Consider the following 26,918-nt stretch of genomic DNA (forward strand, 5'->3'; position numbering starts at 1 on the left):
GGTTCGGCGGCAGGCACGCATCCCCGCCACCGGCTACGCCGTGCCAGGCGCTACACTGGCGGTCCCGTTGCAGCCTGTTGCCCGACCATGTCCGACCTGCTCAGCCGCACCCACGCCATCGCCCTGGACGCCGCCGATCCGCTGCGCCCGCTGCGTGGCGAATTCCTGATTCCGCGCCATGGAGGCGGCGAGCAGACCTACTTCGTCGGCAACTCGCTGGGCCTGCAGCCGCGCGGTGCGCAGGCAGCGGTGCAGGAAGTGATGAAACAATGGGGCGAACTGGCGGTGGAAGGCCACTTCACCGGCCCGACGCAGTGGCTGTCCTACCACCGCCTGGTGAGCGCGCAGCTGGCCCGAGTGGTCGGCGCACTGCCCAGCGAGGTGGTAGCGATGAACACGCTGAGCGTGAACCTGCACCTGATGATGGTCAGCTTCTACCGGCCGACCACGCAGCGCCCGGTGATCCTGATGGAAGCCGGCGCATTCCCGACCGACCGCCACGCGGTGGAAGCTCAGATCCGCTTCCATGGTTTCGACCCGGCCGAGTGTCTGGTGGAAGTGCAGCCGGACGAAGCCAACGGCACGATTTCGCTGGCCGCGATCGAACGCGCCATCGCCGAGCACGGCCCGCGCCTGGCGCTGGTGCTGTGGCCCGGCGTGCAGTACCGCACCGGCCAGGCCTTCGACCTCGATGCGATCACCCGCGCCGCACGCCTGCAGGGCGCACGCATCGGCTTCGACCTGGCGCACTCGGTTGGCAACCTGCCGCTGCGCCTGCATGAGGTGGCGCCCGATTTCGCCGTGTGGTGCCACTACAAATACCTCAACAGCGGCCCGGGCGCGGTGGCCGGCGCGTTCGTGCACGAGCGCCACCATCGCGACACCACCCTGCCGCGCTTTGCCGGCTGGTGGGGCCATGAGGAATCGACCCGCTTCCAGATGGCACCCCAGTTCACCCCCGCCATCGGTGCCGAAGGCTGGCAGTTGAGCAATCCGCCGATCCTCGGCCTGGCACCACTGCGTGCCTCGCTGGACCTGTTCGAGCGTGCCGGCATGGAGGCGCTGCGCAGCAAATCGCTGGCGCTGACCGGCCTGCTCGAAGCACTGGTCCGCGCACGCCTGCCGCAGGTGCTGGACATCATTACCCCGGCCGATCCGCAGCGCCGCGGCTGCCAGTTGTCGCTGCGCGTGATCGGTGGCCGCGAGCGTGGCCGTGCACTGTTCGAGCACCTGCGCGGCATCGGCGTGCTCGGCGACTGGCGCGAGCCTGACGTGATCCGCATCTCGCCCACCCCGCTCTACAACCGCTACCTGGACGTGCACCATTTCGTCGAGGAAGTGGAAGCCTGGGCCGGCCTGTAAGCCGACCCCTCCCCTGCTGCTGGACAGTTCGTTGATCGCACACGCCTCCCGCTCGTTGAGCATTATCGGTGCCGGCCTTGCCGGGTCCCTGCTGGCCATCCTGCTGTCACGGCAAGGCTGGCGCATCACCCTGTACGAACGCCGTGGCGATCCCCGCATTGCCGACTACGAGAGCGGTCGTTCGATCAACCTGGCGTTGGCCGAGCGCGGGCGCAATGCACTGCGCCAGGCCGGCGTGGAAGACGAGGTGATGGCGCGCGCGGTGATGATGCGCGGGCGCATGGTGCATCCACGCGACGGCGAACCGCAGCTGCAGCGCTATGGCCGCGACGACAGCGAGGTGATCTGGTCGATCCATCGCAGCGATCTGAACACCACGCTGCTGGAACTGGCCGAACAGGCCGGTGCCACCGTGCACTTCCATCGCCGCCTGCATACCGTGGATTTCGATGCGGGCTACGCGCGTTTCATCGATGACCGTGACGACAGCCCGCACGACATCCGCTTTGACACCCTGATCGGTGCCGACGGCGCGGGCTCGGCACTGCGCGCGGCGATGAACCGTCGTGCGCCGCTGGGCGAGGACATCGCCTTCCTTGACCATTCGTACAAGGAACTGGAGATCCCGCCGGCCGCCGACGGCGGCTTCCGCATCGAGCGCAATGCGCTGCACATCTGGCCGCGCGGCCACTACATGTGCATCGCGTTGCCCAACCACGAAGGCACTTTCACGGTCACCCTGTTCCTGCCCAACCAGGGCGATCCCAGCTTTGCCACGGTCAACACCGGTGCGCAGGCCGAGGCGCTGTTCGCGCGCGAGTTCGCCGACACCCTGCCGCTGATTCCCAACCTGCGCAAGGACTGGGAACAACACCCGCCGGGCCTGCTCGGCACGCTCACCCTGGAACGCTGGCATCAGCAGGGCCGTGCCGTGCTGATCGGTGACGCCGCGCATGCGATGGTGCCGTTCCACGGCCAGGGCATGAACTGCGCATTCGAGGACTGCGTTGCACTGGCCCGCCAGCTGATGGAGGCCGATGACCTGGAAAGCGCGTTCGCCGCGTTCGAAGCCGAGCGCAAACCGAATGCACGTGCCATCCAGCAGATGGCGCTTGAGAACTACCTGGAGATGCGCGACCGCGTGGCCGACCCTGCATTCCTGCTGCAACGCGAGCTGGAGCAGGAACTGCAGCGGCGCTGGCCGACCCGCTTCGTGCCGCATTACACGATGGTCACCTTCCTGCACACGCCCTACGCCGAGGCGCTGCGCCGCACCGAACTGCAGCGCGACCTGCTGGTTGCAGCCACCGCCGGTCACGATTCACTGGACAACATCGACTGGGCCGCACTGGAAGCGCAGGTCCACGCGCAGTTGCCGGTCCTGGAGGGCGCGCACTGATGGCAGACAGCTTCCTGTTCTACGACCTGGAAACCTTCGGCCAGGACCCGCGGCGCACGCGCATCTCGCAGTTCGCCGCGATCCGCACCGATGCCGACCTCAACGAGATCGACACGCCGGTCAGCTTCTTCGTGCGCCCGGCAGACGACCTGCTGCCCTCGCCGATGGCCACCCTGGTCACCGGCATCACCCCGCAGCAGGCCCTGGCCGAGGGCATCAGCGAGGCCGAAGCCTTCGACCGCATCAACGAGCAGCTGTCGCGCCCCGGCACCTGCGCACTTGGCTACAACACCCTGCGCTTCGACGATGAGTTCGTCCGCTACGGGTTGTTCCGCAACTTCCACGATCCCTACGAGCGCGAGTGGCGCAATGGCAATTCGCGCTGGGACCTGCTGGACATGCTGCGGCTGATGCGCGCGATGCGCCCGGACGGCATCCGGTGGCCGCTGCGCGAAGACGGCGCCACCTCGTTCAAGCTCGAGCACCTGGCCGAGGCCAACAACGTGCGCGAAGGCGATGCGCACGAAGCGCTGTCAGACGTGCGCGCCACCATCGGCATGGCTCGGCTGTTCAAGCAGTCGCAGCCGCGCCTGTGGGAGTACGCACTGAAGCTGCGCGACAAGCGCTTCGTCGGCGGCCTGCTGGACGTGGCCGCGATGAAGCCGGTCCTGCACATTTCCATGCGCTACCCTGCCAGCCGCCTTTGCGCCGCACCGGTTCTGCCCTTGGCCGTACACCCAACCATCAACAACCGGGTGATCGTGTTCGACCTGGAAGGCGAGATCGACGACCTGCTGGAGCTGCCGGCCGAGGTGATCGCACAGCGCCTGTACATGCGGGCCAGCGAGCTGCCCGAAGGCGTGGCACGCGTGCCGCTGAAGGAAGTACACCTGAACAAGGTGCCGGCACTGATCGCATGGAACCACCTGCGCGCCGACGATCATGCGCGCCTCGGCCTGGACGTGGCCGCGATCGAGGCCAAGGTGGAACGGCTGCGCGCGTTCGCTCCACAGCTGGCCGAGAAGGCACGCCAGGTCTACAACCAGCCCCGCGTCGCGACCGTGGCCGATGTCGATGCCTCGCTGTACGACGGATTCCTCGGCAACGGCGACAAGCCGCTGCTCGCGCTGGCACGCACCACCGCGCCGGAGCAGCTGGCCGCGCTGGAAGGCCGCTTCCGCGACCCGCGCCTGCCAGAGCTGCTGTTCCGCTACCGCGCACGCAACCATCCCGGCAGCCTCGCGCCGGCTGAACACCAGCGTTGGCAGGATTACCGCCGCCAGCGCCTGCTCGGCGACGGCGGCCTGGGCGAACTCAACCTGCCCCAGTACCAGCAACAGCTTGATGCACTGGCCGCCGAGGCGCCCGGCGACGCGCGGCGCCAGGCCCTGCTGCAATCGTTGCGCGACTGGGGCCAGCACCTGCAGGAGACGCTGTGAGCACCTATTTCTCGGACGCCAGTTTCAAGTTCCTGCGCAGCCTGGCGCGGCACAACGACAAGACCTGGTTCAACGACCACCGCCAGCAGTATGAAGACCACGTCCGGCAGCCGTTCCTGCGCCTGCTGGGCGACCTGCAGCCGGCACTGGCCGAGGTCAGCGAGCACTTCCGCGCCGATACCCGCGGCGTCGGTGGCTCGCTGTTCCGCATCCACCGTGACGCGCGCTTTTCCAACGACAAGTCACCGTACAAGACCTGGCAGGGTGCGCGCCTGTTCCATGAGCGCCGCCGAGAGGTGGCCGCGCCGTCCTTCTATGTGCACCTGCAACCCGGCGAGAGCTTCGTCGGCGCCGGCCTGTGGCATCCGGAACCGGAAACCCAGCGCCGCGTGCGCCATTTCATCCTCGACAACCCGGGCAGCTGGAAGGCCGCCGCGCACGCGCCGGCCCTGCGCAAGCGCTTCGATTTCGAGGAGAGCGAGAAGCTGGTGCGCCCCCCTTGTGGCTTCCCGGCCGACTTCGAGTTCATCGACGACCTCAAGCACCGCAACTGGGTGATGTGGCGCTCGCTGGACGACGCCACGATGACCGGCCCACGCCTGCTGTCCACGCTGGGCAAGGACCTGGCCGCGCTCGGCCCGTTCGTCGACTACCTGTGCGCTGCGCTGGACCTGGAATTCTGATGTCGCAGAATCTTCCGCTGGCCCGCCAGCGGCGCGTGCTCGGCCGCACCGGCCTGGCCGTTTCACCGATCGGCCTGGGCTGCTCCGGCTTCTGGGGTCATCGCCGCTTCCCCGAGCATGAGGCGGCTGCCGTGGTCGAACATGCGCTTGCCCACGGGGTGAACCTGCTCGATACCGGTCACAACTATTCCGGCTTCCATGCCGAGCCGCGCCTGGGCCGCATCCTGCGCCCGTTGCTGAAGCAGTACCCGCGCGATTCACTGGTGATCTCAAGCAAGGGCGGCACGCTGACCGGCCAGGCCGGCATCAGTGGCGCCGAGCAACGCAACTTCTCGCCCGCGGCCATCACCGCCAGCTGCGAGGCGTCGCTGCGCAACCTCGGCCTGGACCATCTTGATGTCTACCAGCTGCATGGCGCCAGCGAACACGACATCAGTGACGACCTGCTGGCGGCACTGCAGCGCCTGCGCGAACGTGGGTTGATCCGGTACACCGGCATCAACACCCACTCGGCCTCGACCCTGCGCTGGATGATCGCCCATCCGGACGCCTTCGATGTGGTACTGCTGGACTACAACGCCCTGCAGCAGGACCGGGAACCGCTTATCGATCGGCTGCAGGCAGTGGGCATCGGCGTGCTGGCCGGCACCGTGCTGGCGCAAGGACACCTGCTGCCCGCGCGTGCGCGCCTGCCACGGCTGGCCGATGGCTGGTATCTGGCGCGCGCGTGGCTGAAGCCCAGCAGCCGCCAGCTGATGCGCAGTGCCCGCCAGATGCGGCGCGCGGTGGCCACGATCCACAGCCAGCGCCCGGCCCAGACCGCCTTCGCCTATGCGCTGGGCCATCCCGGCGTTGCCAGCGGCATCCTCGGCACCACCCGCACCCGCAGCCTGGACGAAGTGCTGGCGACGCGGCTGGAGGCGCTGACTCCGGCGGAACGCCAACGACTGGTCGATGCCTTCGGTGATGGCCGTGGTTCGCCCAGTCAGTGAGTCTTCACCCGGCACTGCCGCCGTTGCGGCAGTCTGTCCGGCATGAAGAAGCTCACCGCACTACTTGTGCTGCTGGTCCTGGCCTTGGCGGCCTGGTGGTTCGGCGGCCCGTACCTGACCGTCAATGGCCTGTCCAAGGCCATCGAGCAGCGCGACACTGCGCGCCTGGAGCGCTACGTCGATTTCCCGCGCGTGCGCAGCAGCCTGCGCGCGCAGCTCAATGACTACCTGGTACGCCAGGCCGGCCCAGACGTGGCGGCCAGCCCGTTCGGTGCCCTCCTCTACGGCCTCGGCGACCAGCTCGGGGGGGCCGCGGTGGAAACCATGGTGACCCCGACCGGGATCGGCGCGATGCTGCAGGGCCACGTGCTGTGGAAGCGTGGCCGCAATGAACTGCAGGGTGGCGACGCCTTCGGCGCAACTGAACCGGCGCGGCCGTTGAAGAATGCCGAACATCATTTCGAAGCGCTGGACCGCTTCGTGATCGATGTGGATCGCGGCCCCGGCCAGCCACCGATGAAGGTGGTGCTGGAGCCGCAGGGCCTGCGCTGGAAAGTGGTGGACCTGCAGCTGGGGATGTCGGGCAGCCCGTAGCCCCATGCCGCTGCGCTCGCCGGGCATGGCCCGGCGCTGCCGCCGCCTTGTACCCCGCTCTGGTAGACGCCCACCTTGGTGGGCGCGGCTGCGCCGCGATGCCAACAGCTACCGGGCTCAGCCCTCGTTGGCGACGCCGTGCGGGACGTGGCCGGCGGCTACATGCTCGCGGGCGCTGTCGATGTTGTGCTGCGAATCATCGAAGAAGATGTCGGCACCGAAGGCCTGCAGGAACGGTCCCTTGTGCCGGCCGCCGAGGAACAGCGCTTCGTCCAGGCGCACGCCCCATTCCCGCAGGGTACGGATCACCCGCTCGTGCGCCGGGGCCGACCGCGCGGTCACCAGTGCGGTACGGATCGGCGCGCTGTCGCCAGCCGGGAACACTTCCTGCAGCGTGTGCAGGGCCGACAGGAAGCCGCGGAAGGGGCCGCCACTGAGTGGTTCGCGGGCGCGTTCGCGTTCGTGGCGGCCAAAGGCTTCCACGCCCTGCTCGCGCGAAATGCGCTCACTCTCGTCACCGAAGATCACTGCGTCACCGTCGAAGGCAATGCGCAGCTGGCCGGCCGGGCGACCGGTATCGATCTGGTCGGCCGCTGCCGCAGCGGTCTCGCCCGGTGGTTTGGGCAGGATGGTCGCCGCCGCGATGCCATGGCGCAGCGCACTGCGCACCGATTCCGGGTTGGCCGACAGGAACAGGTCGGTGCCGAACGGCTTCACATACGGCCAGGTCGGCTCGCCAGCGGTGAACGTCGCACGGATGATGCCCAGGCCGTAATGCTGGATCGAGTTGAAGATGCGCAGGCCGGTATCGGCCGAATTGCGCGACAGCAGGATCACCTCGACCCGCGGGTTCTCCGGGCTGGCGCCCTGGTTCAGTGCCAGCAGCTTGCGCACCACGGGAAAGGCCACGCCGGGACCGAGGATATCGTCCTCATGCTGGCGCTGGAACTCGGCATAGGCCGCCACGCCATCGCTCTCGAACAGCGCATGGCTTTCCTCGAGGTCGAACAGCGCGCGCGAGGTGACCGCGACGGTCAGCAAACGGGGGGAGTTGTCGCCCATCGGTGGGGGTCCTTCAAGCGGTCGGCGGGGCCGGCCGCCCATTGTCCTCAAAAAACGAACTGTTCGCTCAGGATCCGGTCTTCCAGGTTGTGCTCCGGGTCGAACAGCAGGGTCACACGACGGTCCCTCGACTCGCGGATGGTCACCTCGACCACATCGCGGGTCTCGTGCGAATCAGCGGTGACGCTCACCGGACGCTTGTAGGGATCGAGCACGCGGAAGCGCACTTCGGTGTCGGCCTTGAGGATCGCCCCGCGCCAGCGTCGCGGCCGATACGGAGCCAGCGGCGTCAGCGCGATGGTATGCGACCCCAGCGGCAACACCGGGCCGTGCGCGGAATAATTGTAGGCGGTACTGCCGGCCGGGGTGGCCACCAGCACGCCGTCACCGATCAGCTCGGCCACCCGCTCCTGGCCGTTGAGGTCGATGCCGATATGGGCCGCCTGCCGGGTCTGGCGAAGGAGCGAGACATCGTTGTACGCCAGCGAGCCGGTGCTGGTCCCGGACTCGGTCAGCGCCACCATTTCCAGCGGGCGCAGGTTGGCCGGTTCGGCACGCGCAATGCGGGCCTGCACGTCATCGTCGCCGCGGTACTGGTTCATCAGGAAGCCAACGGTGCCCAGCTTCATGCCGAACACCGGCTTGCCCAGGTGCCCGTGCCGGTGCAGGGTCTGCAGCATGAAACCGTCGCCACCCAGCGGGCACAGCACGTCGGCCTGCTCGGGCGCGTGATCGCCATAACGCGAGATCATCGCCGCGCGGGCCATCTGTGCAGGTTCGGCGGTGCTGGCCAGGAAAGCGATGCGGGGGGTGTCGCTCATCGGTGGATCCGGGTGGGTGTGCCAGCAAGAGCATACCCGGTCGTGCCGGCCGCTGGCCGGCTGCTGCACCCGGTTGCGATTCATGAGGTTGCCGGCCAGCGGCCGGCACTACCAGACAATGCAGAACGGCCCCGCTTTCGCGGGGCCGTTCCTCCAACTGCTGCAGATCAGGAGCCCCCCTGAGTCAGGGGGGCGCGCCAACGGCGCGGGGGTCTGGGAGCATGGTTGGCACGGGGCCCACGGTTTGCAGAGCAATCCGTGGGGCGTCAGCGCGAATGCGCTTACGCACCATGCGCGGCCAGCTGGCCCAGGCGCTGCACCGCGACCGAGACGGTCGGGTAGTCCAGGGTCTTCTGCTCGGCCAGTTCGGCCAGCATCGCCAGGGTGAAGCGCAGGCTGTTGTCGTCGCGGCCCATCCAGGCAGCGACCTTGGCCTCGGCACTGTTGCCCTTGGTGCCCAGCACCTGCCCGGCCAGGTTGCGGTGGTTGGCTGCCAGCTCGTCACGCAGCACGCCACGCGCCACCGCGTGCCAACGACCGTTGACCTCCAACGCGTCGACCTGCTCGAACAGCCACGGCAGCTGCAGGGCATCGCCCAGGCGGAAGTGGACCTTGGACACGTCCACCGGCTTCAGCTTGCGGGTGCGGGCCAGTTCGATGATGTCGAACGCCGGCTCCAGGAAGTGCAGTTCGGCCAGCTGCTGTGCCAGCGCGGACGGCAGGCCCTTTTCCTTCCACTCGGCCACCAGGGCTTCGTAGGTCGGACGCTGCGAATCCGGCAGCACGCCCGAAGCAACGCGAATGTCGTTGAACGGGCCCTGGTAGCGGTTGACCGCCTCGGTGATGCCCGGCATCGCGCCCGGGCGCGACAGCAGCCAGCGCACGAACGAACGCTGCAGCTTCCAGATCACTTCCAGTGCGTCGATCTGCACCGACTCCGGCACCTTGCCGTCGAGCGCGTCGATCTGCGCCCACAGTGCGCGTGCATCCAGCGTTTCACGGCTGATGGTGTAGGCCTTGGCGACCTCGGCGATGGAACGGCCGGTGTCTTCCTGCATGCGCATCAGGAAGGTGGCGCCCATGCGGTTGATGGTCTGGTTGGTCACGGCCGTGGCGATGATTTCGCGCTTCAGGCGGTGACGCTCCATCGCGTCGGCGTACTTCTTCTGCAGCGGGGTCGGGAAGTAGCGCTGCAGCTCCTTGGACAGGTACGGATCTTCCGGAATGTCCGAATCCAGCAGCTGGTTGAACGCCACCAGCTTGGAATAGGACAGCAGCACCGACAGTTCCGGACGGGTCAGGCCCTGGCCGCGTGCCTTGCGCTGCGAGAGCTCGGCATCGGACGGCAGGAACTCGATCTGGCGATCGAGCAGGCCCTGCTGTTCCAGGGTGCGGATGAAGTGCTGCTTGGACCCCAGGCGCTTGACTGCCATCCGCTCCATCAGGCTCAGCGCCTGGTTCTGGCGATAGTTGTCGTTGAGCACCAGCTCGGCGACCTCATCGGTCATCGACGCAAGCAGCTTGTTGCGCTGCTCGACGGTCAGCTTCTTGGCCCGCACCACATCGTTGAGCAGGATCTTGATGTTGACTTCGTGGTCGGAGGTATCGACGCCGGCCGAGTTGTCGATGAAGTCGGTGTTGAGCAGCACGCCGGCCTGGGCAGCCTCGATGCGGCCCAGCTGGGTCATGCCCAGGTTGCCGCCCTCGCCCACCACCTTGCAGCGCAGCTCGCCACCGTTCACGCGCAGCGCGTTGTTGGCGCGATCGCCGACATCGCTGTGCTGCTCGCTGGCGGCCTTGACGTAGGTACCGATGCCGCCATTCCACAGCAGGTCGACCGGTGCCTTCAGGATCGCGCTCATCAGATCGTTCGGCGACAGCGCCTTGACGTTCTCGTCCAGGCCCAGCGCTTCGCGCACCTGCGGGGTGATCTCGATCGACTTCAGGCTGCGCGGGTACACGCCGCCGCCCTTGCTGATCAGCTTGGTGTCGTAGTCCGCCCAGCTCGAACGCGGCAGGGTGAACAGGCGCTCACGCTCGATGAACGACGTGGCCGCATCCGGATTCGGGTCCAGGAAGATGTGGCGGTGGTCGAACGCAGCGACCAGGCGGATGTGGCGCGACAGCAGCATGCCGTTGCCGAACACGTCGCCGGACATATCGCCGACGCCAACCGCAGTGAAGTCCTGGCTCTGGCTGTCGCGGCCCAGCGCACGGAAGTGGCGCTTGACCGATTCCCACGCGCCGCGCGCGGTGATGCCCATGCCCTTGTGGTCGTAGCCGACCGAACCACCGGAGGCGAATGCATCGCCCATCCAGAAGCCGTGCGCGATGGCCAGGCCGTTGGCGATGTCGGAGAAGGTCGCAGTGCCCTTGTCGGCGGCCACCACCAGGTACGGATCGTCCATGTCGTGGCGCACGACATCCACCGGCGGCACGATCTTGTTGTTGACGATGTTGTCGGTGATGTCCAGCAGGCCCTGGATGAACAGCTTGTAGCAGGCCACGCCGTTGGCGAAGATCGCGTCGCGATCGCCGTTCACCGGCGGGGTCTTGGCGAAGAACCCACCCTTCGCGCCGACCGGCACGATGACGGTGTTCTTGACCATCTGTGCCTTGACCAGGCCCAGCACTTCGGTACGGAAGTCTTCGCGACGATCCGACCAGCGCAGGCCGCCACGGGCAACCGCGCCGAAGCGCAGGTGGGTACCTTCCACGCGCGGGCCGTAGACGAAGATTTCGCGGTACGGACGCGGCTTCGGCAGGTCCGGCACCAGCGCCGAATCGAACTTGAAGCTGATGACATGGCCGTGCTGGCCGTTGGCATCGGTCTGGTAGTAGCTGGTACGCAGGGTCGCGTCGATCACGCCCATGAACGAGCGCAGGATGCGGTCCTCGTCCAGGCTGGACACGCGATCCATCAGCTTCAGCAGTGCATCGCGCGCGGCCTGCATCTGCGCGTCGCGGTCCCCCTTGCGGGCATCGACCACGCTCTTGAGCACCTTCAGGGTGGCATCGTCGCCAGCGGCCAGCACATCGAAGTGCGCCTTCAGCTGGGCCTGACCGGCCGCGATGTCGTCCTTGCTCTCATGGCCGGTGGCCGGATCGAAGCGCGCTTCGAACAGTTCGACCAGCAGGCGGGCCAGCAGCGGGTAACGCGCGAACGTGCCTTCCACGTAGGCCTGCGAGAACGGCACGCCGGTCTGCAGCAGGTACTTGCAGTAGCCACGCAGCATGGCGACCTGGCGCCAGTGCAGGCCAGCAGCCAGCACCAGGCGGTTGAAGCCGTCGTTCTCGGCGTCGCCGTGCCAGACGCGGGCGAAGGTCTCGCCGAAGGCTTCATCGACACTGGCGGCATCGATCACGCCAGCGGTCGACTCGACCTCGAAGTCCTGCACGTACACCGGCGCGTTGTCGACCGACAGGCGGTACGGACGCTCGGCGATCACGCGCAGGCCCATGTTTTCCATCATCGGCAGCGCGTCCGACAGCGGGATGTCATCCAGCTGGCGATACAGCTTCAGGCGCAGGCCATCGCCGCTTTCGCGCGGCACGGCCTGCAGGCTCAGGCGCAGGTCGTCCGGGCCGGTCAGCGCGTCGAGCTGGCTGACATCGTTGGCGGCAACGGCGGTGCTGTTGTCTTCGATGTAGCCGGCCGGCAGCGCCTTGCCGATGCGGGCGGCGATGCGCAGGCCTTCGGTCTCGCCGTGGCGGCTCACCAGCGCTTCGCGCAGGTCGTCCTGCCAGTTGCGCAGCACCTGGGCCAGCTTCTGCTCCAGTTCGGCGGTATCGACGTCGAGCATTTCACCCGGCTTCGGGCGCACGATCAGGTGAACCTGCGCCAGCGGCGATTCGCCCAGCACCACCGAGCTGTCGACGAACTCGCCGTGCAGCGCGTCCTTGAGCATCGCTTCGATGCGCAGGCGCACGTCGGTGTTGAAGCGCTCGCGCGGCAGGTAGACCAGCGCGGAGATGAAACGGCTGTACTTGTCACGGCGCAGGAACAGGCGGCTGCGCACCCGTTCCTGCAGGCCCAGCACGCCCATCGCGGTGCGGAACAGTTCGTCCTCGCTGGACTGGAACAGTTCTTCGCGCGGCAGGGTTTCCAGGATATGGCGCAGGGCCTTGCCACTGTGGCTGGCCGGGGCCAGCCCGGACTGCTTCATCACGTGCTCGTGGCGCTGGCGCACCAGCGGGATTTCCCACGGGCGACGGTTGTAGGCGCTGGAGGTGAACAGGCCGAGGAAACGCTGCTCGCCGATGATCTTGCCCTTGGCGTCGAACTCCAGCACGCCGATGTAGTCCATGTAGCCGGCGCGGTGCACGCGCGAACGGGCATTGGTCTTGGTCAGGATCAGCGCATCCTTCAAACCGGACGTGGTATTCAGGCCCTGCGCGGCCAGCGTCTTGACCGGACGGGCGGCGGACTTGTCCTTGCCGCGCATCAGGCCCAGGCCGGTGTCGTTCAGCGGCGCCAGCACCTCTTCCTTGCCCTGCTTCTCGACGCGGTACTCGCGGTAGCCGAAGAAGGTGAAGTGGTTGTCAGCGGCCCAGCGCAGGAACTCCTGTGCTTCCTTGCGCGACGCGTCGTCGACGGGCAGCTGGCGGCTGCCCAGGTCGTCGGCCAGTGCCAGCGCCTTGTCCTTCATCGGCTGCCAGTCGCGCACGATTGCACGCACTTCATCCAGCGCCTTGTTGATGGCTTGCTCGATGGCGGCCATCGCATCGGCCGGCTGGCGGTCGATTTCCAGCAGCATCACCGACTCGGCATCACCTTCGCCGACCTTGACCAGCTTGCCGGCCTTGTCGCGGGTGAAACGCAGTACCGGGTGGCCCAGCACGTGGACGCCCACGCCCTGCTCGGCCAGCGACATGGTGACGGTATCGACCAGGAACGGCATGTCGTCGTTGACGATCTGCAGCACGGTATGCGGCGATTCCCAACCGTTGGCCTTCGCGGTCGGATTGAACACGCGGACGTTGGCCTTGCCAGCCTTGCGGGCCCGGGCGAATTCCAGCGTCTCAGCCGCGAGAGCGGCCCACTCTTCAGCGCTGTGGTGCGGGAACTCGTCCGACTCCATGCGCTTGTAGAAGTCAGTGGCGAAGGCCACTGCTTCGGCCTGTGCGGCCGCGGGGTAGCGCTTGCGCAAGGCCGTGTACACCGGCTCCAGGGAGAAACCAGCGGTCACTGCGACCTCCGACTCTGCTGGTTTCGTCTTGTTTTTCACGGTCTTGGCTGCGGTTTTTTGCGGTTTCATGGCAGAGCGATGCGCTTGCTCAGTTGGGAAAATGAAATTGTAGCCCTACCGCACGAAAAGGCCTTGCTGCAGGACGGAATAAGCAGATTCGGGTTTGCTGCGGTTTAGACGCCTATTCAGTTCGCTCCGGTATGGAGCTGGCGCCTGCTTCAGCACTGCCGACAGGATCGGCAAAGCGTGTTACCGGAAGACACACGCGGCGACGCCGATTCGATTCCACAATCCTGAACTGGACGGTATAGTCCACCGCGTGAACCCGGCCTACCTCCCCGTTGCCCTCGACGCACGCGATGAGCGCGTGTTCGATGCCGTGCGCGAACTGCTGGCCCAGCAGGGCATCCAGATGAGCATGGACGCGGTGGCCCAGCATGCCGGCTGTTCCAAGCAGACCCTCTACTCGCGCTATGGCAGCAAGCAGCAACTGCTGCGCCGGGTAATGCAGCGCCACGTCGGCCACGCCACCGGGGCCATGGTTCGTGCACTCCGCAGTGACGACCTGCGTGCCAGCCTGCTCCAGTTCGCCACCGACTTCCTGGAGCATTTCAACCAACCGCACGTAGGGCAGGCCTGCCGGCTGATCGCGGCCGAGGCGGCCCAGTTTCCCGAAGAGGCGCGTACGCTCTACCGGCATGGTGCCGGCGCGTTGTCGCTTCATCTTGCTGAATGGATTGAAACCGTTTGCATGCAGGGCCAGCTCCGGCATGACGACCCGCACTTCATGGCCGAACTGCTGCTGAGCATGATCGCCGGTCAGGATTTCGACAAACAGCGCTTCCATACCCCCCACCGTGATGACGCGCTCTTGCGTCGGCGCTGGGCAGAGTTCTCCGTCGACAGCTTCCTGCGCGCCTTCGCGCCTCAGCCGTCGCCGGCCCCGTCTACAAACCAACCCCGGAGTTCCTCCTGATGACCGCCCCACTCCGCACCCTTGCCTTGACGTGCGCCGTTGCTGTCGCGCTGGCTGCCTGCAAGAAGCCGGAACAGCAGACGCCCCCGCCGCCGGAGGTGGGCGTGATCGACGCCAAGCCGCAGACCCTGCCGCTGCAGCGCGAACTGGTCGGCCGCCTGTCGCCGTTCCGCAGCGCCGACGTCCGCGCACGCGTGCCCGGCGTGCTGCTCAAGCGCGTCTACCAGGAAGGCTCGCAGGTCAAGCAGGGCCAGACCCTGTTCCTGATCGACCCGGCGCCGCTGCGTGCCTCGCTCAACGCCTCCGAGGCCCAGCTGGCCTCGGCCCGCGCGACCTACGCCAACGCCAAGGTCGCCGCCGACCGCGCACGCTCGCTGGCCCCGCAGCAGTTCGTCTCCAAGTCCGACCTGGACAACGCCGAATCGGCCGAGCGCACCGCGCTGGCCGCGGTCAAACAGGCCGAAGCGGCAGTGACCTCCTCGCGGATCAACCTGGGCTATGCCGAAGTGACCGCGCCGATCAGTGGCGTGGCCAACAAGCAGCAGGTCACCGAGGGCGCGCTGGTGGGCCAGGGCGATGTGACCCTGCTGACCACCGTCGACCAGCTCGACCCGCTGTACGTCAACTTCTCGTTGAGCGTGGACGAGCTGACCCAGCTGCGCGCGCAGCAGGCCAAGGGCGCGCTGGCGCTGTCCGGCGACGGCAAGGCCACGGTCAACGTCAAGCTCGCCGACGGCACCACCTATGGTGAGCCGGGCACGCTGGACTTCTCCTCGACCACGGTCGACCCGGCCACCGGCGCCGTGTCGTTGCGCGCGCTGCTGCCGAACCCGCAGCAGATCCTGCTGCCGGGCGCCTTCGTCAGCTTCCAGGCCAACCTGGGCGAGCGCAACAACGCCTTCCTGGTGCCGCAGCAGGCCCTGCTGCGCGATACCACCGGCGGCTACGTGATGGTGGTCGGCGCCGACGGCAAGGTCGTGCGCAAGAACGTGAAGACCGATGGCGCGCAGAACGGCAACTGGCTGGTCAGCGACGGCCTGGCCGCCGGTGACAAGGTGATCGTGGCCGGCGTGCAGAAGGTCAAGGAAGGTGCACCGGCGGTGGCCAAGCCGTGGACCCCTGGCCAGGACGCCAACGGCAAGCCGGCCGCAGGCGGCGCCGCCCCGGCGGGCGCTGCACCGGCTGCAGGCAAGGCACCGGCCGACGCGGCCAAGCCCGAGCAGGCCGATGCGGCCAAGCCGGCCGCCACCGATTCGAACAAGCAGTAACGGGAACCTTCCGTCATGCCTAAATTTTTCATCGAACATCCAGTCTTCGCCTGGGTGGTTGCGATCCTGATCTCGCTCAGCGGCGTGATCGCGATCCTCAACCTGGGCGTGGAGTCCTATCCCAACATCGCCCCGCCGCAGGTCACCGTCTCGGCGACCTATCCGGGCGCCAGCGCCGATACCACGGAAAAGTCGGTCACCCAGGTGATCGAGCAGCAGCTGACCGGCATCGATCACCTGCTGTACTTCAGCTCCTCGTCCGCCTCCAACGGCCGTGCACAGATCACCCTGACCTTCGAGACCGGTACCGATCCGGACATCGCCCAGGTGCAGGTGCAGAACAAGGTCTCGCTGGCCACGCCACGCCTGCCTTCGGAAGTCACCCAGCAGGGCGTGGTGGTGGCCAAGGCCAACGCCGGCTTCCTGATGGTGGTGGCGCTGCAGTCCGATACCCCGACCATCAACCGTGACGCGCTGAACGACATCGTGGGCTCGCGCGTGCTCGACCAGGTCTCGCGCATCCCCGGCGTCGGCAGCACCCAGCAGTTCGGTTCCGAGTACGCCATGAACATCTGGCTGAACCCGGAAAAGATGCAGGGCTACGGCCTGTCGGCCAGCCAGGTACTGGCCGCGGTGCGTGCGCAGAACGTGCAGTTCGCCGCCGGCGCGCTGGGTTCGGATCCGTCGCCGGAAGGCCAGCACTTCACCGCCACGGTCTCGGCCGAAGGCCGCTTCAGCTCGCCGCAGGAATTCGAGAACATCATCCTGCGTGCCAACGCTGATGGCTCGCGCGTGCTCCTGAAGGACATCGCCCGCGTCGCCTTCGGTGCCAACAACTACGGCTTCGACACCCAGTACAACGGCAAGCCGACCGGCGCCTTCGCCATCCAGCTGCTGCCGGGCGCCAACGCCCTGAACGTGGCCGAAGCGGTGCGCGCCAAGATGGACGAGCTGCAGCCCAGCTTCCCGGCCGGCGTCACCTGGTTCTCGCCGTACGACAGCACCACCTTCGTCAAGATCTCGATCCAGGAAGTGGTCAAGACACTGTTTGAAGCAGTGTTCCTGGTGTTCCTGGTGATGCTGATCTTCCTGCAGAACTTCCGCGCCACGCTGATCCCGACCCTGGTCATCCCGGTGGCGCTGCTCGGTACCTTCCTGGGCATGTGGATGATCGGCTTCACGATCAACCAGCTGACGCTGTTCGCGATGGTGCTGGCGATCGGCATCGTGGTCGACGACGCGATCGTGGTGATCGAGAACGTCGAACGCATCATGACCGAGGAGGGCCTGGCGCCGAAGCCGGCCACGCAGAAGGCGATGACCCAGATCACCGGCGCGGTGGTGGCGATCACCGTCGTGCTGGCCGCAGTGTTCATCCCCTCCGCCCTGCAGGGCGGTGCCGCCGGTGAGATCTACAAGCAGTTCGCGCTGACCATCGCCATCTCGATGGCGTTCTCGGCGTTCCTGGCGCTGGGCTTCACCCCGGCGCTGTGCGCGACCTTCCTCAAGCCGACGCACAACGACAACCCGAACATCGTCTACCGCACCTTCAACAAGTACTACGACAAGATCAGCCACACCTACGTGGGGCACATCACCTCGGCGGTGCGCCATGCGCCGCGCTGGATGATCCTGTTCGTGGTGCTGACCGCGCTGTGCGGCTTCCTGTTCACCCGCATGCCGGGCAGCTTCCTGCCGGAAGAAGACCAGGGCTATGCGCTGGCGATCGTGCAGCTGCCGCCGGGCTCGACCAAGGGCCAGACCAACGAAGTGTTCGCGCAGATGCGTGGCATCCTGGAAAAGCAGGATGGCTATGAAGGCATGCTGCAGGTGGCCGGCTTCAGCTTCGTCGGTTCCGGCGAGAACGTGGGCATGGGCTTCATCCGCCTGAAGCCGTGGGAGGAACGCAAGTTCACCGCGCCCGAGTTCATCCAGAACATGAACGGCGCGTTCTACGGCATCAAGGAAGCGCAGATCTTCGTGGTCAACCTGCCCACCGTGCAGGGCCTCGGCCAGTTCGGTGGCTTTGACATGTGGCTGCAGGACCGTAGCGGTGCCGGCTACGAACAGTTGACCCAGGCCCGCAACATCCTGCTCGGCCAGGCCGCGCAGAAGCCGGACCACCTGGTTGGCGTGCGCCCCAACGGCCTGGAAAACGCGCCGCAGCTGCAGCTGCACGTGGACCGCGTGCAGGCGCAGTCGATGGGCATGTCGGTGTCGGACGTGTACAGCACCATCCAGCTGATGCTGGCCCCGGTGTACGTCAACGACTTCTTCTACGAAGGCCGCATCAAGCGCGTGACCATGCAGGCCGATGGTCCGTACCGCACTGGCCAGGAATCGCTGAAGAGCTTCTACAGCCCGTCCAGCCTGACCCAGAACGCCGATGGCACCAACGCGATGATCCCGTTGAACACGGTGGTCAAGTCCGAATGGGTGTCGGCGCCGCCGTCGCTGAGCCGCTACAACGGCTACTCGGCGATCAACATCGTCGGTTCGCAGGCACCGGGCACCAGCTCGGGTGAGGCGATGCAGACCATGGAAGGCATCGTCAACGACGACCTGCCGGCCGGCTTCGGCTACGACTGGTCGGGCATGTCCTACCAGGAAATCCTGGCCGGCAACGCTGCGACCCTGCTGCTGGTGCTGTCCATCGTGGTGGTGTTCCTGTGCCTTGCCGCCCTGTATGAAAGCTGGTCGATCCCGGTGGCGGTGCTGCTGGTGGTGCCGCTGGGCGTGCTGGGTGCCCTCGGCCTGTCGATGCTGCGCGGCCTGCCCAACGATCTGTTCTTCAAGATCGGCCTGATCACCGTGATCGGCCTGGCGGCGAAGAACGCGATCCTGATCGTGGAGTTCGCGGTGGAGCAGCGCGCAGCGGGCAAGAACCTGCGTGATGCCACCATCGAAGCGGCGCGCCTGCGTTTCCGCCCGATCCTGATGACCTCGTTCGCGTTCATCATGGGCGTGATCCCGATGGCGATCTCCACCGGTGCCGGCGCCAACTCCCGCCACGCCATCGGTACCGGCGTGATCGGCGGCATGCTGTTCGCCACCCTGCTCGGCCTGCTGATGATCCCGGTGTTCTTCGTGGTCGTGCGCCGCATGCTGGGCGACAAGCTGGACGAACCGTCCAAGGAGTTCATGGAACGCCAGCGCGATGCGGATGCCGCACATCGTCCGGATCGTTGATCCGGTGCTGCGCTGAGAACGAGAAGGCCCCGGAGCGATCCGGGGCCTTTTTATTGCCACAGTTGAATTCATGCCAACCCAGGTTGGCATCTACCGGAACAACGGCATTGCCGGTAGCCGCCAACCTTGGTTGGCGCTGTTCGGGCAACGCCTCAGCGCATCACCGCGACCACGGCGCACACCGCCACCAGAATCAGCGAGGCCCACTGCATGGGTACGAAGAAGAAATGGTGGGGCGCGGCCTCCCCCTTCCGCCGCGGCGCACGGTTGAGCCACAGGCCCAGCACCACGTTCACCGCTGCGCCGAGGCCTGCGCCCAACAGAACCTGTGACAGCGGAGTATTGCCCCTGGGGCCGTCATGCGGAAAGAAGTACGCCAGCAGCAGGATCGCTGCAATCGGCGTCACCAGCGTCATGATTCCCCAACCGCGATAGATCACGTCGTCATCCTCGAAGAAACGGACTGCATTAGAGCAGCATGCGTCTCTGCAGGCCAACGGCAATGACGTCATCTGGATGACCATCATCCACGCGTGGCGTGGACCTACCGCCGCGCCGCCATTGCGGCGGCGCGGCCCTGCGACTCAGCGCAGCCCGGTTTCGTTGCGGGCGATCACCAGGCGCTGGATCTCCGAAGTACCTTCGTAGATCTCGGTGATCTTGGCATCACGGAAGTAGCGCTCCAGCGGCATTTCCTTGGAATACCCCATGCCGCCGTGGATCTGCACCGCCTGGTGGGTAATCCACATCGCCGCCTCAGAGGCGGTCAGCTTGGCAATGGCAGCCTCATTGCTGAAGCGCTTGCCCTGGCCCTTCACCCACGCCGCGCGCAGGGTCAGCAGCAGCGCTGCGTCCAGCTTGCACTTCATGTCGGCAATCTTGGCCTGGGTCATCTGGAAGGTACCGATGGCCGCGCCGAATGCCTTGCGCTCCTTGACGTATTCAATCGTCGCTTCATAGGCGGCACGGGCGATGCCGATGGCCTGCGAAGCGATGCCGATGCGACCGGCATCGAGCACGCTCATGGCGATCTTGAATCCCTCGCCTTCCTGGCCCAGCACGTCTTCGGCCTGCGCCACGTAGTCGTTGAACTCGATCTCGCAGGTGGCCGAGGCGCGGATGCCCAGCTTGGGCTCGGTCTTGCCACGACCGAAACCGGCCTTGTCGGTATCGATGATGAAGGCGGTGATGCCGCGCGCGGCCTTGTCCGGCTCGCTCATCGCGAACAGCACGATGTACTTGGCCACCGGACCGGAGGTGATCCAGCTCTTCTTGCCATTGATGACGAAGGTGCCGTCGGCCTGCTTCACCGCGCGGCAGCGCATGGCGGTGGCATCGGAACCGGACTGCGGCTCGGTCAGCGCGAACGCGCCGATGGCCGTGCCTTCGGCGATGGCACGTACGTAGGTCTGCTTCTGCTGCTCGGTACCGTGGGTCAGGATGCCGTTGCAGAACAGCGAATTGTTGACCGACATGATGGTCGAATGGGCTGCGTCGGCGGCGGCGACCTCCACCATCGCCAGCACGTACGCAACCGGGTCCATGCCCGCACCGCCGTATTCGGTCGGCACTTCAATGCCCATCAGGCCGTTCTCGCCCAGCAGGCGGATGTTGTCCAGCGGGAACTCGCCGGTGCGGTCATGATGCTCCGCACTGGGGGCGATCTTCTCCTGCGCGATGCGCCGCGCAACGTCCTGCAGCATCAGTTGCTCTTCGGTAAAGCTGAAATCCACAACACCCTCCCGGGTACATGAAGTTATGGGCCGCATACGGCGCGCCCAGGTGCTCCGATTGTACCGGGGCCCGGCAGTTTCCGTACGCTGGCGACTTGACCGCGACAGCCCCTTCAGCGAATATATCTCTATATCGCGATAGGTAGATGTTTATGGATCTGGAAGACTGGTCGACCCGCCTGAAGGTGTTCGCCGATGCCACTCGCGTGCGCCTGCTGGCGCTGCTGGAGCAGGAGGAACTGACCGTGGCCGAACTGTCGGCGATCACCCGGCTGGCGCAGCCGCGCGTGTCCACCCACCTGGCACGCCTGAAGGAAGCCGGCCTGGTCCGCGACCGCCGTGCCGGCGTGTCGGCCTACTACCGCTTCGACGAGGCCCAGCTGGACCCCGCGCAGCGTGCATTGTGGCATGCCTTGAGCAACGGAAGCGATGACCCGCTGCTGCGCCAGGACGCTGAACGCGTGGCCGCCGTGCTGGCCCACCGCGCCTCCGACCAGAACTGGGCCGACAGCGTGGCCGGCGACATGGAACGCCACTACTCGCCAGGGCGCACCTGGGAAGCGCTGGCCCGCACCGCGCTGCCGCTGCTTGAGACCGGCGACGTGCTGGATATCGCCTCTGGTGATGGCGTGCTGGCCGAACTGGTTGCCCCGCATGCCAAGCGCTACATCTGCATCGACACCAGCGCGCGCGTGGTTGCCGCCGCCAGTGAACGCCTGCGCCGCCTGCCCAACGTGGAAGTGCGCGAGGGCGACATGCATGCCCTGCCGTTCAAGGACAGCAGCTTCGATCTGGTCGTGCTGATGCACGCGTTGACCTACGCCAGCAAACCGGCGCAGGCAGTGACCGAAGCCGCGCGCGTACTGCGACCGGGTGGCCGCCTGCTGCTGTGCAGCCTGGCCCGGCACGAGCACAAGGCGGCCGTGGAGGCCTATGGCCACGTCAACCTCGGCTTCAGCGACAAGGAACTGCGCAGGTTCGTCGACAAGGCCGGCCTGCAGGTGTCCAGCCTGGAGACGGTCACCCGCGAGAAGCGTCCGCCGCACTTCGAAGTGATTTCGCTGATCGCCAACAAGCCCTGAGCCCGAGACCGCCATGCCCGCCCTGCCCTGGTTGCATCCAGATCGTGCCAACGCCCTGCTCGACGCCCTGCGCGAGCGGATCCTGATCATCGATGGTGCGATGGGCACGATGATCCAGCGCCACGGCCTGCAGGAAGACGATTACCGTGGCGAACGCTTCGCCGGTGGCTATGACCATCTGCATGGCTCCGGCTGCGATCACGCCACACCGGAAGGCCATGACCTGAAGGGCAACAACGATCTGCTGCTGTTGACCCGGCCGCAGATCGTCGCCGACATCCACACCGCCTACCTCGAGGCCGGTGCGGACCTGGTCGAAACCAACACCTTCAATGCAACCTCGGTCAGCCAGGCCGACTACCACCTCGAGCACCTGGTGTACGAGTTGAACAAGGCCGGCGCTGCGGTCGCGCGCGCGTGCTGTGATGCAGTGGCCGCAACCACCCCGGGCAAGCCGCGCTTCGTGATCGGGGTGATCGGCCCAACCAGCCGCACCGCTTCGATCAGCCCTGACGTCAACGATCCCGGCTTCCGCAACACCAGCTTCGACGAGCTGCGCGACACCTACCGCGAAGCCATCGAGGGCCTGATCGACGGCGGCGCCGACACCCTCATGGTCGAGACCATCTTCGACACGCTCAACGCCAAGGCCGCGCTGTATGCGCTGGAGGAAGCGTTCGATGCGCGCGGCGCGCGGCTGCCGGTGATGATCTCCGGCACCATCACCGACGCTTCCGGTCGCACCCTGTCCGGGCAGACCGCCGAGGCCTTCCACGCATCTCTCGCCCACGCCCGGCCGTTGTCGATCGGATTGAACTGCGCGCTGGGTGCCGATGCGATGCGCCCGCATGTGGAAACCCTCTCGCAGGTCGCCGACTGTTACGTCAGCGCCCACCCCAATGCAGGCCTGCCCAACGCGTTCGGCGAGTACGACGAAAGCCCTGAAGAGATGGCCACCACCCTGCGCGGCTTCGCCGAGGATGGCCTGTTGAACCTGGTCGGCGGCTGCTGTGGCTCCACCCCCGAGCATATCCGTGCAATTGCCAATGCCGTGGCCGGACTGCCGCCGCGCGCACTGCCCGGCACCCGGGAGCAGGCCGCATGAACGTTGCCGCCACTGTCCCGCACTTCCCGCCCTACTGCTGTTGAGCCGACGCCTGCCATGACGCCTGTCCGCCCTACCCGCCTGTCCGGCCTGGAACCTCTGGTCATCACCCCGGACCTGCTGTTCATCAATGTCGGCGAACGCACCAACGTCACCGGCAGCGCGCAGTTCCGCAAGCTGATCAAGGAAGGCCGCTACGAGGAGGCGGTGGACGTGGCCCGCCAGCAGGTGGCCAGCGGCGCGCAGATCCTCGACGTCAACATGGACGAGGGCCTGATCGATTCGGAAGCGGCGATGACGCGCTACCTCAACCTGATCATGTCCGAGCCGGACATCGCGCGCATCCCGGTGATGGTCGACTCCTCCAAGTGGAGCGTGATCGAGGCCGGCCTGAAATGCCTGCAGGGCAAGAGCGTGGTCAACTCGATCTCGCTGAAGGAAGGCGAAGCGCTGTTCCGCGAGCACGCGCGCAAGGTGCTGCGCTATGGTGCCGCGGCAGTGGTGATGGCGTTTGACGAGGCCGGGCAGGCAGACACCTGTGCGCGCAAGGTCGAGATCTGCACACGCGCCTACCGCATCCTGGTCGACGAGATCGGCTTCCCGCCGCAGGACATCATCTTCGACCCGAACATCTTCGCCGTCGCCACCGGCATCGAAGAGCACGACAACTACGCGGTGGACTTCATCGAAGCCACCCGCATCATCAAGCAGACCCTTCCGCACTGCCATGTCTCCGGCGGCGTCTCCAACGTCTCGTTCTCGTTCCGAGGCAACGAAACCGTGCGCCAGGCCATCCATTCGGTGTTCCTGTACCACGCGATCGCCGCCGGCATGGACATGGGCATCGTCAACGCCGGCGCGATGCCGATCTACGACGACCTGGAGCCGGACCTGCGCGAGCGTGTCGAGGACGTGATCCTCAACCGCCGAAGCGATGCCACCGAGCGCCTGCTGGAGATCGCCGAGCGCTACAAGGGCAAGAAAGGCGCGGCGAAGACCGAAGATCTGGCCTGGCGCGACAAGCCGGTGGCACAGCGCTTGGCACATGCCCTGGTACACGGCCTGGATGCCTTCGTCGAGGAAGACACCGAACTGGCCCGGCAGGCCTCCAGCCGCCCGCTGGACGTGATCGAAGGACCGCTTATGGACGGCATGAACATCGTCGGCGACCTGTTCGGCGCCGGCAAGATGTTCCTGCCACAGGTGGTGAAATCCGCGCGCGTGATGAAGAAGGCCGTGGCCTACCTGCTGCCTTACATCGAAGCGGAAAAGGCGCGCAGCGGTGACACCGCCAAGAGCAACGGCAGGATCATCATGGCCACGGTGAAGGGCGATGTGCATGACATCGGCAAGAACATCGTCGGCGTCGTACTGGCCTGCAACAACTTCGACGTGGTCGACCTCGGCGTGATGGTGCCGGCGCAGAAGATCCTCGATGCTGCCCGCGAGCACAACGCAGACCTGATCGGCCTGTCCGGGCTGATCACCCCGTCCCTGGAGGAGATGAGCCACGTCGCCCGCGAGATGGAGCGCCAGGGCTTCGACCTGCCGCTGCTGATCGGGGGCGCGACCACTTCGCGTGCGCATACCGCGCTGAAGATCGACCCGCACTACAAGGCGCCGACGGTGTGGGTGAAGGATGCGTCGCGCGCGGTTGGCGTGGCGCAGTCGCTGATCTCGCGTGATCTGCGCGAGGCCTTCGTTGCCGCCAACGAAGCCGACTATGCCGAAATCCGCGCACGCCACCGCAACCGGGGCGACGCCAAGCGCCTGGTCACGCTGGAACATGCGCGCGCGCAGAAATTCCATGGCGGCTGGGACAACTACACTCCACCGACACCGAATCAGCCCGGCCTGCACGTGTTCGACGACTATTCCCTGGCCGAACTGGTCCACTACATCGACTGGACGCCGTTCTTCCAGGCTTGGGAGCTGGCCGGCAAGTTCCCGGCGATCCTCACCGACGGGATCGTCGGTACCCAGGCCAGCGAGCTGTACAAGGATGCCCGTGCGATGCTCGAGCGCATCGTCGGCGAGAAGTGGCTGACGGCCAAGGCCGTGTTCGGCCTGTGGCCGGCCAACAGCATCGGCGACGACGTCCGCGTGCAGCACGCACAGGGCGAAACCACCCTGCACTTCCTTCGCCAGCAGGTGGACAAGCCAGCCGAACGCCCGGATTTCTGCCTGGCCGATTTCATTGCGCCGGCCGACAGCGGAAAGCAGGACTGGATCGGCGCCTTCGCCGTCACTGCCGGCATCGGCATCGACGCCCACGTCGCGCGCTTCGAAGCCGAGCACGACGATTACAACGCGATCCTGCTGAAAGCACTGGCCGACCGCTTCGCCGAGGCGCTGGCCGAGCGCCTGCACCAGCGCGTGCGTACCGAATTCTGGGGCTACGACCGCGCCGAGACGCTGGACAACGAGGCCCTGATCGACGAGCAGTACCGCGGCATCCGTCCGGCACCGGGCTACCCGGCCTGCCCCGAGCACAGCGAGAAGCGCCGCCTGTTCGACCTGCTGCAGGCTGAGAAGAACGCGGGCATGGAATTGACCGAGAGCTTCGCGATGCTGCCCACGGCCGCTGTCTCGGGCTACTACTTCAGCCATCCGCAGAGCCAGTACTTCGTGGTCGGGCGGCTCAGCCGCGAACAGGTCACCGACTATGCCCGGCGCAAGGGCGTGGACCGCGCCCAAGCCGAACGCTGGCTGGCCTCCAACCTCGACTACGACCCCGAATGACACAAAAAGGGGACGGAGGGGATTAAGTCGTTTGTGCATTAGCGACTTAATCCCCTCCGTCCCCTTTTTTGCTTCATCATTCGGCGATGACCGTTCCCGTTGCCCGCCTCTCAAGTTTCTACCTGTTCTACTACGCGGCGCTCGGCGCGTTCACGCCGTACTGGAGCCTGTTCCTGACCGCGCGCGGCATGAGCGTGACCGCGATCAGCGTGATGATGGGCCTGTGGTACGCCACCCGCGTGATCGCACCCAGTACCTGGACCTCGCTGGCGGCCGCATCACCGCGGCCGATCCGCCTGCTGCGCGTCGGCTGCGTGCTGACCCTGCTCAGCTTCGCTGCCTTCCTGCTGCCACTGCCGCAGCCGTGGATGTACCCGGCGATGATCGTGTTCTGCTTCTTCTACAACGCGGTGATGCCGCAGTTCGAGTCGATCACCCTCACCCACCTGGGCAACGACAGCCACCGCTACGGGTTGATCCGGGTCTGGGGTTCGCTCGGCTTCATCGCCGTGGTCACCTTGTTCGGCTGGCTGATCGAAGGCGATGGCGCCGGCAACCACGCCGGATTGTTGCCGTGGATGATGCTGCCCCTGTTCGTGCTGCTGGTTGCCTCGGCCTTCAGCAACCACTACGCGCGCGGCATCGGCAAGACTGCGGGTGACACCAGCGGCTTCTGGCAGATCGTGCGCCGACCGCCGGTGCTGGCGTTCTTCCTGGCCGCCTTCATGGAACAGCTGTCGTTCGGCCCGTACTACACGTTCTTTTCGGTCTACATGGACCATCACGGCTACCGTACCTCCACCCTTGGCCTGCTGTGGACCATCGGCGTGGTCTTCGAAGTGGGCGTGTTCTTCACCATCGGCCGCTTCTTCCGCCGCTACGACGCCAGCTGGATGCTGCTGATCGCGCTGGTCAGTTCCTGCCTGCGCTGGGCCGTGACCGCACTGTTCCCGGAGAACCTGCCGGTGATGCTTCTGGCGCAGACCGCGCACGCGCTGGGCTTTGCCGCGTTCTTCGCTGCAGCGATGCAGATGCTGGCGACCTACTTCCCCGGTCGTCTCAACGGCCACGGCCAAGGACTGCTGTACGGCTTTTCGTCCGGTGTCGGCGGTGTGCTGGGCGCGCTCATTGCCGGCCAACTGTGGAAGATCGACGACGGCCGCACCGCGTTCCTGGCCGGCAGCGGCTTCGCCCTGATTGGCGCCCTGCTCTGCTTCTTCGCGCTGAGCCTGCCGTTGATCCGTGCGCGGCGCAGCGGCGCACGCACGGGTTGAGCGCTCTG

At 66.5% G+C, this 26,918-nt stretch carries 18 protein-coding genes; 13 read left to right on the forward strand and 5 right to left on the reverse strand.

Annotation, left to right across the window (positions count from 1 at the left end; all coding sequences use genetic code 11):
• Positions 1–87: 87 nt before the first annotated feature.
• The 6 genes from kynU to ACEPA4_RS12860 are packed head-to-tail and all read left to right on the forward strand — an operon-like array spanning position 88 to position 6,469.
• On the forward strand, positions 88–1,362 hold the full coding sequence (gene kynU, locus ACEPA4_RS12835; RefSeq protein ID WP_005417408.1) for a kynureninase: 1,275 nt from the start codon (positions 88–90) through the stop codon (positions 1,360–1,362).
• Between the two features lie 31 nt (positions 1,363–1,393).
• Positions 1,394–2,761, forward strand: coding sequence for an NAD(P)/FAD-dependent oxidoreductase (locus ACEPA4_RS12840; protein WP_053500712.1), 1,368 nt, complete (start codon positions 1,394–1,396; stop codon positions 2,759–2,761).
• Positions 2,761–4,200 carry an exodeoxyribonuclease I gene (sbcB, locus tag ACEPA4_RS12845; RefSeq protein ID WP_100478382.1) on the forward strand — a complete coding sequence of 480 codons (1,440 nt, stop codon included), beginning with the start codon at positions 2,761–2,763 and terminating at the stop codon, positions 4,198–4,200. Before ACEPA4_RS12840 ends, sbcB begins: the two co-directional genes overlap by 1 nt.
• Positions 4,197–4,883, forward strand: a complete 687-nt coding sequence (locus tag ACEPA4_RS12850; protein WP_262090934.1) for a DUF2461 domain-containing protein — start codon at positions 4,197–4,199, stop codon at positions 4,881–4,883. The genes sbcB and ACEPA4_RS12850 overlap by 4 nt, the downstream gene beginning before the upstream one ends.
• Complete coding sequence (locus tag ACEPA4_RS12855; protein ID WP_171957309.1) at positions 4,883–5,875, forward strand: aldo/keto reductase; 993 nt, start codon at positions 4,883–4,885, stop codon at positions 5,873–5,875. The genes ACEPA4_RS12850 and ACEPA4_RS12855 overlap by 1 nt, the downstream gene beginning before the upstream one ends.
• Before the next feature lie 42 nt (positions 5,876–5,917).
• Positions 5,918–6,469, forward strand: coding sequence for a DUF2939 domain-containing protein (locus ACEPA4_RS12860; RefSeq protein WP_171957308.1), 552 nt, complete (start codon positions 5,918–5,920; stop codon positions 6,467–6,469).
• Positions 6,470–6,586: 117 nt separating this feature from the next.
• On the opposite strand, the gene ACEPA4_RS12865 is transcribed toward ACEPA4_RS12860, so the two are convergent.
• The 3 genes from ACEPA4_RS12865 to ACEPA4_RS12875 form a co-directional block, all read right to left on the reverse strand.
• Positions 6,587–7,531, reverse strand: a complete 945-nt coding sequence (locus ACEPA4_RS12865) for a 5'-nucleotidase (protein WP_005417414.1) — start codon at positions 7,529–7,531, stop codon at positions 6,587–6,589.
• Positions 7,532–7,578: 47 nt separating this feature from the next.
• Positions 7,579–8,352: an NAD kinase gene (locus ACEPA4_RS12870; protein WP_005417415.1), complete on the reverse strand. Its 774-nt coding sequence runs from the start codon at positions 8,350–8,352 to the stop codon at positions 7,579–7,581.
• 281 nt (positions 8,353–8,633) lie between these two features.
• Positions 8,634–13,610: an NAD-glutamate dehydrogenase domain-containing protein gene (locus ACEPA4_RS12875; RefSeq protein WP_070490443.1), complete on the reverse strand. Its 4,977-nt coding sequence runs from the start codon at positions 13,608–13,610 to the stop codon at positions 8,634–8,636.
• A gap of 250 nt (positions 13,611–13,860) precedes the next feature.
• Here ACEPA4_RS12875 and ACEPA4_RS12880 point away from each other — a divergent pair, with 250 nt between their 5' ends.
• The 3 genes from ACEPA4_RS12880 to ACEPA4_RS12890 are packed head-to-tail and all read left to right on the forward strand — an operon-like array spanning position 13,861 to position 18,974.
• Entirely contained in the window at positions 13,861–14,517 is a 657-nt protein-coding gene (locus tag ACEPA4_RS12880; protein WP_005417420.1) for a TetR/AcrR family transcriptional regulator, read from the forward strand.
• Positions 14,517–15,785, forward strand: coding sequence for an efflux RND transporter periplasmic adaptor subunit (locus ACEPA4_RS12885; RefSeq protein WP_069139730.1), 1,269 nt, complete (start codon positions 14,517–14,519; stop codon positions 15,783–15,785). The genes ACEPA4_RS12880 and ACEPA4_RS12885 overlap by 1 nt, the downstream gene beginning before the upstream one ends.
• A gap of 15 nt (positions 15,786–15,800) precedes the next feature.
• On the forward strand, positions 15,801–18,974 hold the full coding sequence (locus ACEPA4_RS12890; RefSeq protein WP_053499470.1) for a multidrug efflux RND transporter permease subunit: 3,174 nt from the start codon (positions 15,801–15,803) through the stop codon (positions 18,972–18,974).
• A 152-nt stretch (positions 18,975–19,126) separates the two neighbouring features.
• On the opposite strand, the gene ACEPA4_RS12895 is transcribed toward ACEPA4_RS12890, so the two are convergent.
• Positions 19,127–19,498 (reverse strand): hypothetical protein, encoded by a 372-nt coding sequence (locus tag ACEPA4_RS12895; RefSeq protein ID WP_231109101.1) that lies wholly within the window; start codon positions 19,496–19,498, stop codon positions 19,127–19,129.
• 60 nt (positions 19,499–19,558) lie between these two features.
• The gene (locus tag ACEPA4_RS12900; RefSeq protein ID WP_005417433.1) at positions 19,559–20,707 is read right to left on the reverse strand and encodes an acyl-CoA dehydrogenase family protein; all 1,149 of its coding nucleotides are present in this window, start codon (positions 20,705–20,707) and stop codon (positions 19,559–19,561) included.
• 152 nt (positions 20,708–20,859) lie between these two features.
• On the opposite strand from ACEPA4_RS12900, the gene ACEPA4_RS12905 reads away from it, so the two are divergent.
• The 4 genes from ACEPA4_RS12905 (at position 20,860) to ACEPA4_RS12920 (ending at position 26,910) form a co-directional block, all read left to right on the forward strand.
• On the forward strand, positions 20,860–21,789 hold the full coding sequence (locus ACEPA4_RS12905; RefSeq protein WP_049465810.1) for a metalloregulator ArsR/SmtB family transcription factor: 930 nt from the start codon (positions 20,860–20,862) through the stop codon (positions 21,787–21,789).
• Between the two features lie 13 nt (positions 21,790–21,802).
• Complete coding sequence (locus ACEPA4_RS12910; protein ID WP_262090937.1) at positions 21,803–22,894, forward strand: homocysteine S-methyltransferase family protein; 1,092 nt, start codon at positions 21,803–21,805, stop codon at positions 22,892–22,894.
• A gap of 57 nt (positions 22,895–22,951) precedes the next feature.
• Complete coding sequence (gene metH, locus ACEPA4_RS12915) at positions 22,952–25,636, forward strand: methionine synthase (RefSeq protein ID WP_262090938.1); 2,685 nt, start codon at positions 22,952–22,954, stop codon at positions 25,634–25,636.
• Between the two features lie 86 nt (positions 25,637–25,722).
• On the forward strand, positions 25,723–26,910 hold the full coding sequence (locus ACEPA4_RS12920; protein ID WP_139727351.1) for an MFS transporter: 1,188 nt from the start codon (positions 25,723–25,725) through the stop codon (positions 26,908–26,910).
• The last annotated feature ends 8 nt before the right edge of the window (positions 26,911–26,918 follow it).

Source organism: Stenotrophomonas sp. P2112 (assembly GCF_041897515.1).
Taxonomy (GTDB): domain Bacteria; phylum Pseudomonadota; class Gammaproteobacteria; order Xanthomonadales; family Xanthomonadaceae; genus Stenotrophomonas; species Stenotrophomonas sepilia.